At 72.5% G+C, this 12974-nt stretch carries 9 protein-coding genes and 1 riboswitch; of the genes, 1 reads left to right on the plus strand and 8 read right to left on the minus strand.

Features of this window, described 5'->3' with window-relative positions; genetic code table 11:
- Positions 1 to 12: 12 nt before the first annotated feature.
- The 6 genes from gcvT to ABZ193_RS33215 all read right to left on the minus strand — a co-directional run bounded on the left by gcvT (position 13) and on the right by ABZ193_RS33215 (position 8286).
- Complete coding sequence (gene gcvT / locus ABZ193_RS33190) at positions 13 to 1104, minus strand: glycine cleavage system aminomethyltransferase GcvT (protein WP_354712672.1); 1092 nt, start codon at positions 1102 to 1104, stop codon at positions 13 to 15.
- Complete coding sequence (gene gcvP / locus ABZ193_RS33195; RefSeq protein WP_354712666.1) at positions 1101 to 3917, minus strand: aminomethyl-transferring glycine dehydrogenase; 2817 nt, start codon at positions 3915 to 3917, stop codon at positions 1101 to 1103. The genes gcvT and gcvP overlap by 4 nt, the downstream gene beginning before the upstream one ends.
- A 125-nt stretch (positions 3918 to 4042) precedes the next feature.
- A riboswitch (glycine riboswitch) is annotated at positions 4043 to 4137 on the minus strand.
- Between the two features lie 33 nt (positions 4138 to 4170).
- On the minus strand, positions 4171 to 4935 hold the full coding sequence (locus ABZ193_RS33200) for a 3-oxoacyl-ACP reductase (RefSeq protein ID WP_354712667.1): 765 nt from the start codon (positions 4933 to 4935) through the stop codon (positions 4171 to 4173).
- Positions 4936 to 6282 (minus strand): aldehyde dehydrogenase family protein, encoded by a 1347-nt coding sequence (locus tag ABZ193_RS33205; protein ID WP_354712668.1) that lies wholly within the window; start codon positions 6280 to 6282, stop codon positions 4936 to 4938. It abuts the gene before it with no gap.
- Entirely contained in the window at positions 6273 to 6974 is a 702-nt protein-coding gene (locus tag ABZ193_RS33210; protein ID WP_237335965.1) for a gamma-glutamyl-gamma-aminobutyrate hydrolase family protein, read from the minus strand. Before ABZ193_RS33210 ends, ABZ193_RS33205 begins: the two co-directional genes overlap by 10 nt.
- The gene (locus tag ABZ193_RS33215) at positions 6955 to 8286 is read right to left on the minus strand and encodes a glutamine synthetase family protein (RefSeq protein WP_354712673.1); all 1332 of its coding nucleotides are present in this window, start codon (positions 8284 to 8286) and stop codon (positions 6955 to 6957) included. The genes ABZ193_RS33210 and ABZ193_RS33215 overlap by 20 nt, the downstream gene beginning before the upstream one ends.
- Positions 8287 to 8369: 83 nt before the next feature.
- Between ABZ193_RS33215 and ABZ193_RS33220 the strand changes: the two genes are divergently transcribed.
- A complete protein-coding gene (locus ABZ193_RS33220; RefSeq protein ID WP_354712669.1) occupies positions 8370 to 9182 on the plus strand; it encodes an amidohydrolase family protein in 813 nt (270 codons plus the stop codon).
- An 801-nt stretch (positions 9183 to 9983) separates the two neighbouring features.
- On the opposite strand, the gene ABZ193_RS33225 is transcribed toward ABZ193_RS33220, so the two are convergent.
- Positions 9984 to 11048, minus strand: a complete 1065-nt coding sequence (locus ABZ193_RS33225; protein ID WP_354712670.1) for an FAD-dependent oxidoreductase — start codon at positions 11046 to 11048, stop codon at positions 9984 to 9986.
- A gap of 843 nt (positions 11049 to 11891) precedes the next feature.
- Entirely contained in the window at positions 11892 to 12569 is a 678-nt protein-coding gene (locus ABZ193_RS33230; protein ID WP_354712671.1) for an SRPBCC family protein, read from the minus strand.
- Positions 12570 to 12974 lie beyond the last annotated feature (405 nt).

Below are 12974 nucleotides of genomic sequence, written 5' to 3' on the forward strand. Positions count from 1 at the left end.
GCGGTCAGGAAGTTACTTCGTTGCGCCCCGCTGGTAGAACGGCAGCGCGACGACCTCGACCGGCTCGATCCGGCCGCGGATGTCGACCGACAGCTCCGTGCCCGGCTCGCTCAGCGCCACCGGCACGTAGGCCATCGCGACCGGGTGGCCCAGCGTCGGCGACAGGGCGCCGCTGGTCACCTCGCCCACCGGCTCCTCGCCGGAGAGCACGCGGTACCCGTGCCGCGGCGCGCGCCGCCCGGCGCCACGCAGCCCGACCAGCACCTCGGACGGCTCCAGCCGCCCAGCCAGCGCTGCCTTGCCGACGAAATCCGGCTTGTCGAGCTTGACCACGCGGCCCAGGTTCGCCTCGAACGGCGAACGCTGCCGCGACAACTCGTTGCCGTACAACGGCATGCCCGCCTCCAGGCGCAACGTGTCGCGGCAGGCGAGCCCGGCGGGCACCAGTCCATGCGGCTGGCCGGCCTCGGTGAGGATGTGCCACACCGACGCCGCTTCGTCCGCGGGGACGTACAGCTCGAAGCCGTCCTCGCCGGTGTAGCCGGTGCGCGCCAGCAGCACCTCGTGGCCTTTCACCGTGGCGGGCATGCTCGCGTAGTACTTCAGGCCGGCCAGGTCGGCGTCGGTGACCGCGCCGAGCACGTCCACCGCGTTGGGGCCCTGCACCGCGATCAACGCGAACTCCGCCGACCGGTCGGTGACCCGCGCGTCGAACCGGGACGCGCGCTCGGTCAGCTCCGCGGCGACCGCCGGCGCGTTGCCCGCGTTCGCGACCACCAGGTACTTCTCGTCCTCGGGCCGGTACACCACGAGGTCGTCGATCACGCCGCCGTCGGCGTCGCAGATCATCGTGTAGCGGGCGCGGCCCGGCTTGACCGCGGACAGCTTGCCGACGAACGCGTAGTCCAGCGCGTCGGCGGCCTGCGGGCCGGTCACCTCGATCTCGCCCATGTGGGAGAGGTCGAACAGGCCGGCCGCCTCGCGCACCGCGCGGTGCTCGGCCAGCTCGCTGCCGTACCGCACCGGCATCTCCCAGCCCGCGAAGTCGGTGAACAGCGCGCCCAGTCCCTTGTGGACGGAATACAGTGCGGTGCGCATGGTCAGCTCCCGTAGGCTTCGACGGACGGGCACGAGCAGACGAGGTTGCGGTCGCCGTGGGCGCCGTCGATGCGGCGGACCGGGGACCAGTACTTGTTCTTCGGCGACACCCCGCCCGGGTAGACCGCGGTCTTGCGGTCGTACGGCAGGTCCCAGTCGCCGGTCAGCATCTCCGCGGTGTGCGGCGCGTTGCGCAGCGGGCTCTGCTCGACGGCCCACCGGCCCTCGGCGACCTCCTCGATCTCCCGCCGGATGGCGATCATCGCGTCGCAGAACCGGTCCAGCTCGGCGACGTCCTCGCTCTCGGTCGGCTCGACCATCAGCGTCCCGGCGACCGGGAACGACATCGTCGGCGCGTGGAAGCCGTAGTCCACCAGGCGCTTGGCGACGTCGTCGACCGTCACGCCGGTGCGCTTGGTCAGCGCGCGCAGGTCGAGGATGCACTCGTGCGCCACCCGCCCGTTGCGCCCGGTGTAGAGCACCGGGTAGTGCGGGGACAGCCGCGCGGCGACGTAGTTCGCGGCGAGCACGGCGACCTTGGTGGCGCTGGTCAGCCCGGCCCCGCCCATCATGCGGATGTAGGCCCACGAGATCGGCAGGATCGACGCCGAGCCGAACGGCGCCGCCGAGATCGGGCCGACACCGGTGTCCGGGCCCGCGCCGTCGGACAGCGGGTGGTTGGGCAGGTACGGCGCGAGGTGCGCGCGCACCGCGACCGGGCCGACGCCGGGGCCGCCACCGCCGTGCGGGATGCAGAACGTCTTGTGCAGGTTCAGGTGCGACACGTCGCCGCCGAACTCGCCCGGCTTGGCCAGGCCCAGCAGCGCGTTCAGGTTCGCGCCGTCGACGTAGACCTGCCCGCCGGCCTCGTGCACGATGCGGGCGATCTCGCCGATGCCCTCCTCGTACACGCCGTGCGTGGACGGGTAGGTGACCATGATCGCGGACAGCGCGTCGCGGTGCTGCTCCGCCTTGGCGCGCAGGTCGTCCAGGTCGACGTCGCCGTTGCAGGCCACCACGACCACGCGCATCCCGGCGAGCACGGCGGACGCGGCGTTGGTGCCGTGCGCCGACGACGGGATCAGGCACACGTCGCGCTCCGGCTGCCCGTTGGCGCGGTGGTAGGCGCGGATGGCGAGCAGCCCGGCCAGCTCACCCTGGCTGCCTGCGTTGGGCTGCAGCGAGACCTCGTCGTAGCCGGTGACCTCGGCGAGCCAGCCGCAGAGCTGGTCGATCAGCTCGCGGTAGCCCGCCGCGTCCTCGGCGGGCGCGAACGGGTGCAGGCCCGCGAACTCCGGCCAGCTGATCGGCTCCATCTCGGCGGTCGCGTTGAGCTTCATGGTGCACGAGCCGAGCGGGATCATGCCGCGGTCCAGCGCGTAGTCCTGATCGGACAGACGGCGCAGGTACCGCAGCATCGCGGTCTCCGAGCGGTGGCTGTGGAACACCTCGTGCGTCAGGAACTCGCTGGTGCGTGCCAGACCGGCGGGCAGCGCGGTGGCGCCGTCGGCGATGCCCGGCTCCGCCCCGAAGGCCCGCAGCACGCGGTCCACGATGTCCACGGTGGTCACTTCGTCGCAGGCGATCCGCACGTGGTCGTCGTCGACGCGGCCGAGGTTGACGCCCGACTCGCGCGCCGCGGCGACCACGGCGGCGGCCCGGCCCGGCACCCGCGTGAGCACGGTGTCGAAGAAGCTCTCGTGCACGACCTCCACGCCCGCGGACCGCAGCGCCCCGGCCAGCCCGGCGGCCAGGCCGTGGACGCGCCGCGCGATCTCCTTGAGGCCCTCCGGGCCGTGGTAGACGGCGTACATCGCGGCCAGCACGGCGGGCAGCACCTGCGCGGTGCAGATGTTCGAGGTCGCCTTCTCGCGGCGGATGTGCTGCTCGCGGGTCTGCAGCGCGAGCCGGTAGGCGGTGTTGCCGTCCGCGTCGACCGACACGCCGACCAGGCGGCCGGGCAGCGACCGCTCCAGGCCCTTGCGCACGGCGAGGTATCCGGCGTGCGGGCCGCCGTAGCCCAGCGGCACGCCGAACCGCTGGGTGGTGCCCGCCGCGATGTCGGCGCCGAACTCACCCGGCGCGGTGACCAGCGTCAGCGCCAGCAGGTCCGCGGCCACGGTGTAGAGCGCGCCGGCGTCCTTGGCGACCTTGCCGATCGCCTCGTAGAAGCCCTTGCCGCGCAGCACGCCGGACGCGCCCGGGTACTGCACGACGACGCCGAAGAAGTCCTCCGGCAGCCCGGTGCCCAGGTCCCGCACGTCGACCTCGATGCCGACCGCCTCGGCCCGCGTCCGCACCACCGCGATGGTCTGCGGCAGGCACTCGGCGTCCAGCACGACGCGCGACGACTTCGCCTTCGACGCGCGGCGCATGAGCAGGACGGCCTCGGCGACCGCGGTGGACTCGTCGAGCAGGGAGGCGTTGGCGATGTCCAGGCCGGCCAGGTTCGACACCACCGTCTGGAAGTTGAGCAGCGCCTCCAGCCGCCCCTGCGAGATCTCCGGCTGGTACGGCGTGTACGCGGTGTACCAGGCCGGGTTCTCCAGCACGTTGCGGCGGATGACCGGCGGGGTGACGGTGTCGCTGAAGCCGAGGCCGATCATCTGGGTCATCGGGCGGTTCTTCGCCGCCAGCGCCCGCAGCTCGGCGGTCGCCTCCTGCTCGGAGGCCGGGGGCAGGTCGAGCGCGCCCGCGGTGCGGATCGACGCCGGGACGGCGGCCTCGACCAGCGCGTCCAGGCTCCCGAACCCGCACTCGGCGAGCATCTTGGCCTGTTCGTGTTCGGAAGGTCCGATGTGGCGATCGGCGAAGGACATCGGGAGCTCCTCATCTACGGGTGCGGGAACTCCCCCTCTGTCATCGGCACCTGAGAGTTTCACCGCGCTCGCGGCTTTCACCTTGGGTGAGACGCGACGGCGCGCGCCTGCTTTCCAGAGTGGCCTGGCGCGGAGCGGTAACTGGTACCTGAGAGATTGGCGGGGAAGTTGCTCCTTCGGCGCCCCAGGGCTGACCTGGGGACTCTCCCGCTCCGGCTCGTGACGGCCTGCTGTTCAGTTGTCCGGCTTCAGTCTACAGCGGGGTAACGTACGCGCCCGAGATACCGCCGTCCACCAGGAACTGCGACGCCGTGATGAACGACGCATCGTCGCTGGCCAGGAAGGCCACGGCGGCGGCGATCTCCTCCGGCTCGGCGAAGCGGCCCAGCGGCACGTGCACCAGGCGGCGCGCGGCCCGCTCCGGGTCCTTGGCGAACAGCTCGCGCAGCAGCGGCGTGTTCACCGGGCCGGGGCACAGCGCGTTGACCCGGATGCCCTCGCGGGCGAACTGGACGCCCAGCTCGCGGGTCATCGCCAGCACGCCACCCTTGGACGCGGTGTAGGAGATCTGCGAGGTCGCCGCGCCCATCACCGCCACGAACGACGCGGTGTTGACGATCGAGCCCTTGCCCTGCCGCCGCATGTGCGGGATGGCGTACTTGCAGCACAGGTACACCGAGGTCAGGTTGACCTGCTGGACCTTCTGCCAGGCGTCGATACCGGTGGTGAGGATCGAGTCGTCCTCCGGCGGGGAGATGCCGGCGTTGTTGAACGCGACGTCGAGGGAGCCGAAGCGGTCGACCGCGGTCTGGAAGAGGGCCTCGACCTGCTCCTCGCTGGTCACGTCGGTGGGGACGAACTCGCCGCCGACCTCGGCGGCCGCCTTCTTTCCCGCGTCGGCGTCGATGTCGGCGACCACCACCTTCGCGCCCTCGCTCGCCAGGCGGCGGGCGGTCGCCAGGCCGATCCCGCTGCCGCCGCCGGTGATCACGACGACCCGGCCGTCGAACCGCTGCATCTATTCCTCCGTGCTGATGAAGACGTTCTTGACGTCGGTGAACGCGTGCAGTGCGTCCGGGCCCAGCTCGCGGCCGAGACCGGACTGCTTGAAGCCGCCGAAGGGCGTCCAGTAGCGCACCGACGAGTGCGAGTTGACCGACAGATTGCCCGCCTCGACGGCGCGAGACACGCGCAGAGCCCGGCCCACGTCGCGGGTCCAGATCGAGCCGGACAACCCGAAGGTGGTGTCGTTGGCGATGCGCACCGCGTCCGCCTCGTCACGGAACGGCACCACCGCGACGACCGGGCCGAAGACCTCCTCGGTCAGCAGGCGCTCGCCCGGCTTCGTCACGACGGTGGGCGGGAACCAGAAGCCCGGGCCGTCGGGTGCGCTGCCGCGGATGGCGACCTCGGCGTCGTCGAGGTAGGAGGCGACCTTTTCGCGGTGCGCGGCCGAGATCAGCGGGCCCATCTCGGACTTCTCGTCGCCGGGGTCGCCGACGACGAGGTTCCGCACGGCGGGCTCCAGCAACTCCAGGAACCGGTCGTAGACGGTGTCCTGGACGAGGATGCGGGAGCGGGCGCAGCAGTCCTGGCCCGCGTTGTCGAACACGCCGTAGGGCGCGGTGGCGGCGGCTTTCTCCAGGTCGGCGTCGGCGAAGACGATGTTCGCGCTCTTGCCGCCCAGCTCCAGCGTCACGCGCTTGACCTGCTCGGCGCAGCCTGCCATGACCTGCTTGCCGACCGCGGTGGACCCGGTGAAGACCACCTTGCGCACGTCCGGGTGGGTGACGAACCGCTGCCCGACGACCGGGCCCGCGCCGGCCACGACCTGGAAGACGCCCTCAGGGATCCCGGCGTCGCGGGCCAGCTCGGCGAGGCGGAGCGCGGTGAGCGGGGTCAGTTCGGCGGGTTTGAGGACGACGGTGTTGCCGGCGGCGAGGGCGGGCGCGAGGCCCCAACCCGCTATCGGCATCGGGAAGTTCCACGGCACGATCAGGCCGACCACGCCCAGCGGCTCGTGGAAGGTGACGTCCAGCCCGCCCGCGACGGGGATCTGCTGCCCGAGCAGGCGTTCCGGCGCGGCGGCGTAGTAGTGCAGCACGTCACGGACGTTGCCGGCCTCCCAGCGGGCGTTGCCGATGGTGTGGCCGGAATTGCGCACCTCCAGGCGCGCGAGGTTCTCCAGGTCGCCGTCGACGGCTTCGGCGAAGCGGCGCAGCAGGCGGGCGCGGTCGCCGGGGGCGGTGTCCCGCCACGCGGGGAACGCCTTGCGCGCCTTCGCGATCGCGGTGTCGGCTTCCTCTTCCGTGGCCAGCGGGACGTCGGTGATGACGTCCTCGGTGGCCGGGTCGATCACCTGCACGCCGCCTCCACCAACGCCGCGAACAACCGGGTCTCCTGCGTGTCTTCTTCCGGGTGCCACTGCACGCCGACCACGAACCCCGCGCCCGGCAGCTCGACGGCTTCGATCGTGCCGTCCGCGGCGTGGCCGACGGCGCGCAGGCCGTCACCGAGCCGGTCGACGGCCTGGTGGTGGTAGCACTGGCACTTCGCGTCGGCGCCGAGGATGCCCGCGATCCGGCTGCCTTCGGCCAGGGTGACGTGCGTCGGGCCGTAGACGCCCGGCGACGGCTGGTGCCCGGTGTGGCCGACGCGGTCCGGCAGGTGCTGGATCAGGCTGCCGCCGAGGGCGACGTTGAGGACCTGCATGCCGCGGCACACGCCGAGCACCGGCAGACCTCGGTCGAGGGCGGCGCGTGCGAGGGCGAACTCGGCGTCGTCGCGTTCGGGACGGGTGACGGTCTTGTCCCCGGGCTCCTGGCCGTAGCGGGCGGGCTCGACGTCCGCCCCGCCGGTGAGGACCAGGGCGTCCACAGCGGACAGTGCTTGCGTGTCCCCGGTTGGGAGCAGGACCGGGATGCCACCGGCGTTGCTTGTCGCGTCCACATAGGAACGCGGGAGGAGTGCGGCGCCGGTGTGCCAGACGCCCCAGCTCGCCTTTTCCGTGTAGGTGGTCAGCCCGATGACCGGTTTTTCAGAGGCGTTCGAACCCACGCTGGCGCTCCCAGTCGGTGACGGCGGCATCGAAGGCGGTGAGCTCGACCCTGGCCGCGTTGAGGTAGTGCTCGACGACGTCCTCGCCGAACGCCTCGCGGGCGACCTTGCTGTCGGCCAGCAGCTCCGCCGCCTCCCTCAGCGTAGTCGGCACGGTCGGCTTGTCCGAGTGGTAGGCGTTGCCGGTGAACTCGTCGTCCAGGGGCAGCTCGTTTTCGATGCCGTGCAGGCCGGCGGCGATGATCGCGGCGACGGCGAGGTAGGGGTTGACGTCGCCGCCGGGCACCCGGTTCTCCACCCGCAGCGACTCGCCGTGCCCGACGACGCGCAGCGCGCAGGTGCGGTTGTCGGTGCCCCAGGCGACGGCGGTCGGCGCGAAGCTGCCGGGCACGAACCGCTTGTAGGAGTTGATGTTCGGCGCGAGGAAGTAGGTCAGTTCGCGCAGGCAGGCCAGCTGCCCGGCGATGAAGTGCCGCATCAGCGCGGGATCCTGCGCGAACACCGGGGTGCCGTCCGTGCCGCGCAGGCTGAGGTGGATGTGGCAGGAGTTGCCCTCGCGCTCGTTGTACTTGGCCATGAAGGTGAGGCTGCGGTTCTCCTGCGCGGCGATCTCCTTCGCGCCGGTCTTGTAGATGCTGTGGTTGTCACAGGTGCGCAGGGCCTCGTCGAAGCGGAACGCGATCTCGTGCTGGCCGGGGTTGCACTCGCCCTTGGCGGACTCGACGTACATGCCCGCGCCGGCCATGTCGTTGCGGATGCGGCGCAGCAACGGCTCCAGCCTGGCGGTGCCGAGCATCGAATAGTCCACATTGTACTGGTTGGCGGGTGTCAGGTCGCGGTAGCCGCCGCGCCAGGCCTGCTCGTAGGTGTCGTCGAAGACGATGAACTCCAGCTCGGTGCCGACGAACGCGGCGAGGTCACGCTGGGCGAGCCGGTCGAGCTGGCGGCGCAGGATCTGCCGGGGCGACGCGGTGACCTCTCCACCCTCGACGCGCTCGACGTCGCAAAGCACGAGGGCGGTCCCGTCGTGCCAGGGCACGCGGCGGAGCGTGGACAGGTCCGGGCGGAGGACGAAGTCGCCGTAACCGCTTTCCCAGCTCGAGATCGCGTAGCCGTCGACGGTGTTCATGTCGACGTCGACGGCGAGGAGGTAGTTGCAGGCTTCGGTGGCGTGGGTGACGACCTCGTTGAGGAAGTACTCAGCTGAGCAGCGCTTGCCCTGGAGGCGGCCCTGCATGTCGGTCATCGCGACGAGCACGGTGTCCACGGTGCCCTCCTCGGCCAGTTCGCGGAGCTGGTCGAGGGTGAGCATGCCCTTGTTCATGTGACAACCCTTGGGGTGGGCGTGGGATGCTGTCAAGCGGATCTTCGCCGGGGCCGCTGGGAGGGTGAGCGATGGCTGACGTGGTCGACGTGTGGATGCAGCAGCCGAACCAGCGTTTCATGGACCAGCCGTGGCTGGAGACGCTGGTGCGGTGGACGAACATGTCCCGCAGGGCGCCCCAGCTGAGGGCGACGCTCGACGCGATGGACGAGGCCGGGGTGCGGGTCGGGCTGCTGTCGGCCTGGCACGGGCCGGGCGGCGCGCTGATCACGAACAACGAGGTGGCGGAGCTGGTGGCGGCGCACCCGGACCGGTTCGCGGGGGTCGCGACCGTGGACCTGACGGACCCGGTGCGGGCGGTGCGGGAGATCAGGAGGTGCGTGCGGAACGGTTTCGTCGGGGTGCGGGTGGTGCCGTGGCTGTGGAACCTGCCGCCGAACGACCGCCGCTACTACCCGGTTTACGTGGCGTGCGTGGAGGAGGACGTGCCGTTCTGCACGCAGATCGGCCACACCGGCCCGCGGTGCCCGTCGGAGCCCGGGCGGCCGATCCCGTACCTCGATGAGGTGCTGCTGGACTTCCCGGAGCTGGTCGTGGTGGGCGGTCACGTGGGCTACCCGTGGATGGCGGAGGTCCTGTCCCTGGCGGCGAAGTACCCGAACTTCTACGTGGACACGTCGGCCTACGCGGTGCACCGGCTGCCCGCCGAGCTGGTCGAGTACATGCGCGACCGCGGCCGGACGCGCGTCATGTTCGGCAGCAACTACCCGATGCTCACCCCGGCCCAGGCCCTGAAGCAGCTGCCGGCGCTGGAGCTGGGGGTTTCCGCGCGGGAGGCTTTTCTGGGTGGGAACGCGCGGAGGGTGTTCGCGCTGCCGAACTGACGGTCCCAATCCCCCAGCTCGCGCTGCCGAACTGACGGTCCCAATCCCCCAGCTCGCGCTGCCGAACTGACGGTCCCAATCCCCCAGCTCGCGCGGCCGAACTGACGGTCCCAATCCCCCAGTCTGTGCAGGCCCGCTCGCCGGTACCCGCTCCGAACCAGCCGCATCGCGGCCACTCCGGTGCGCCCGCGCTGTCCCCTGCGGGCGCACCCCCGCCGCCGCGGCTATCTGGCAGCTACTCCAGCCGGCCGCACCGCCGCCCCCCGGCGCGTCCACTCCAGCTCGTGCAACCCCTGGCGCTCTCACGGAACCACCGCAACACGGCCACCCCCGGCGCACCCGCGTCGTCCCTGCGGGCCCATCCCGCACCGCCGCGGCTACCCGGCAGCCACTCCAGCCAGCCGCACCACGCCCCCCCGGCGCGTCCAACCACCCCATCCCGCGCAACCCCCGGCACCCACACGGAACCAGCCGCAACGCGGCCACCCCCGGTAAACCCGCGCCGTCCCCTGCGGACCCACCCCGCGCCACCGCGGCTACCCAGCAGCCACTCCAGCCAGCCGCACCGCTCCCCGGCGCGTCCAACCCCCCCTGTGCCCAGCCGCATCGCGGCCACCCCCCGGTAAACCCGCGCCGTCCCCTGCGGACCCACCCCGCGCCACCGCAGCTAGCCAGCAGCCACTCCAGCCAGCTGCACCGCCGCCCCATCCCGCGCAATCCCCCGGTACCCAGGCGCATCGCAACCACCCCCGGTGCGCTCGGGCCGGTCTCGCCCCCGGGCAGCCGCGCCAGGCGAGCCGCTCAGCTCGCCGCGGCCACCTTGGGGGTCGCGAGCAGCTGCCGGATCTCGCGGACTGCTGCGCGGCCCGCTCGGTTCGCGCCGATCGTGCTCGCTGATGGACCGTAGCCGACCAGGTGCAGGCGGGGTTCGGAGGCTGCGCGGGTGCCTTCCATGCGGATGCCGCCGCCGGGTTCGCGCAGGTGCAGTGGCGCGAGGTGGTCCAGCGCGGCGCGGAAACCGGTCGCCCAGAGGATCGCGTCGACGTGCTGCTCGGTCCCGTCCGGCCACACCACGCCCGTCGGGGTCAGGTGGTCGAACATCGGCTTCCGGTCGAGGATCCCGCGGGCCTTGGCGTCGCGCACCTGGGGCGTGCGCATCAGGCCGGTCACGCTCACCACGCTCCCCGGCGGCAGCCCGGCCCGCACGCGGCGCTCGACCTGCGCCACGGCTTCGCGGCCCAGCTCGGGGCTGAATTCGACGTCCTTGAAAACCGGCGGGCGGCGGGTCACCCAGGTGGTGCCGCTCGCGAACTCGGCGATCTCGATGAGCAGCTGCACGGCCGACGTCCCGCCGCCGACAACCAGCACGTGCTGCCCGCGGAACTCCTCCGCGCTGCGGTAGTCGGCGGTGTGCAACTGGCGACCGGTGAAGGTCTCCTGTCCGGGGTAGTGCGGCCAGAACGGGCGCGTCCAGGTGCCGGTCGCGTTGATCAAGGCGCGGGCGGCCCAGCTGTCGCCGCCGGCGCTCTCGACGAGGAGCCGCTCACCCGCGTCCCGGACGGCGACCACCTCGACCGGGCGCCGCACCGGCAGCTCGAAGGCACGCTCGTAGCGCGCGAAGTACTCCGCGACGACCTCCGACGCCATCCGGTGCTCGTCCTGCTCGTCGAAGGCCATGCCGGGCAGGTCGTGGAACTTGTGGACCTTGTCCAGCCGCAGGGAGGGCCACCGATGCTGCCACGCCCCGCCCGGCGAGGAGTCCCGATCGAGGACGACGAACTCCAGGCCGGACCGCCGGAGGAAGTAGGCGGCCGACAGGCCGGCCTGCCCCGCCCCGATCACCACGACGTCGGTTTCGGTACGCACAAGAGGTACAACATCGCCTGCGGCGACCCACTTCCCCAGCGTGGCGCGCAGCACGCCGGGGCGGGACCGGCACGCCTGGTGTGCAGTGGACCTGGCGCGGGCTGCGCAGGGTGGATGCCAGGGGGCGCGAAGCGGGCTTGCGCCGGGGGTAGAACGCGGCGCAGGGGCCGCGCTGTCGGAGCGCGGGTGCGGTGTCGGAGCGCGGGTGCAATGTCGCAGCGCGGGTGTGGTGTCGCAGCGCGGCCGTGGTGTCGCAGCGCAGGCGTGGTGTCACAGTCCGGGCGCGGTGTTGCGGCCCGGACGCAGTGTTGCGGCCCGGGCGCAGTGTCGCAACACGGGCGCGAGCGCGCGGGGGTGCCCAGTCGGAGGGCCTGCGGCGCGCGAGGGCGTGATGGCGCAACGCGGGCGCGCGAGCGCGCGGAGGTGCCCGGTCGGAGGGGCTGGCGCGAGGGCGCGGGGTCGCAGTCTGGCCGCGGTGTCGCAACGCGGCTGCGGCGTCACAGCCCGAGCGCGGCGTCACAACCCGGCGCGAGCGCGCGGAGGTGCCCAGTCGGAGGGGCTGCGGCGCGCGAGGGCGCGAGGGCGTGATGGCGCAACGCGGGCGCGCGCGGGGGCCCGGTCGGAGGGGCTGGCACGAGGGCGCGTGGCAACCAGCCGGGCGGGGCGGCGGGATCTGCGCAAGGCGTAGGCAGTCGCCAGCCGGGCGGCTGGATCTGGGGGCCCGACAGGGCGCGGCGCGTGGCGGGCAGTGCGTGCGCGGCGAACCCAGGTGGGCGGCTGGCGTGCCCGGGTGTCGTGGGGAGGTGCGCCGAGCAGGTGGGGCCGCCCGCTCGGCGCTGGGCCTCAGCGGCGGCGGATCAGGCGCACGATCGCCACGATGCCGAGTACCGCGGCGACTCCGGCGAGTACCGGGGCCAGGCGCTTGCCGATGGAGCTGCCCGCGTACTCGAAGAGGTCGATCGCCTCGGCTTCCTGCGGCTGGGGCTTCACCGTCTCCAGCTTGGGCTTCTCCGGGGCCGGTTCGGTGGTCACCCCGGACTCGGCCGGCTTCTCCTCGGCCGGGGCCGCTGGGGTCTCCGCCGAGCCGAGGCGGTCGGCCAGGTTCGTGGCGAACTGGTCCAGGATCTTGCCGCCGACCTCGGAGATCATGCCGCGGCCGAACTGTGCCGGGCGGCCGGTCACGTTCAGGTCCGTCGCCACGGAACCCTTCGTCCCGCCGTTCTCCTCGGACAGCGTCACCGTGACGGTCGCCGCCGCGGTGCCTGCTCCTCGCGAGTCCTTGCCGGAGGCCTTGATCACGATCCTGCGGGCCTGCTCGTCGGTCTCCAGGAACTCGCCGGAGCCCTTGTACAGCAGGGAGATCGGCCCCAGCTTCACCTTGACCGTGCCGGTGAACGTCTCGCCCTCGACCTTCGTCAGGGTCGCACCCGGCATGCAGGGGGCAACGCGTTCCGGGTCGGTGACCGCCTTCCACACCTCGGCGGGCGGGGCCGGAACGGTGAATTCATGGTCGAGCCGCACGGGCCGACCTCCCTTCTCCAGAAAGCTTCAAGTCCCTCGCAGCCACCTTAGTGCCGGAACCGGCGTGTGCGTGACTTCGAGGGACCCGGATCGGCGCTCCCCGCGTGGGGGAACGGCGGTCGGATGATCACATTGGTGCGTTCGGGGCCTGGCGCCGGACGAGGTTGGGAGCCGGGTGGAACGGGGGTCTCCAGATGTGAGGGGTCGGCGTGGTGGCCAGGCACGCGCGGTGGGAGTGAGGAGGCCCGCGCGGCCGGGTGCCCGGCCGGGGGCACGAGACTCGCACGGCCAGCGCCCGCCGACGGGAGCTCCACGCGCGCGCCGCCGGTGGCTGACGGGGGCACGACCTCCCCGCGGCCGCCTCGCAGGTGGTGGCCTGCGCCCGCGGCCGCCCCGGGCGGGGGC

Source organism: Amycolatopsis sp. NPDC006125, from assembly GCF_040614195.1.
GTDB classification, from domain to species: domain Bacteria; phylum Actinomycetota; class Actinomycetes; order Mycobacteriales; family Pseudonocardiaceae; genus Amycolatopsis_E; species Amycolatopsis_E tucumanensis.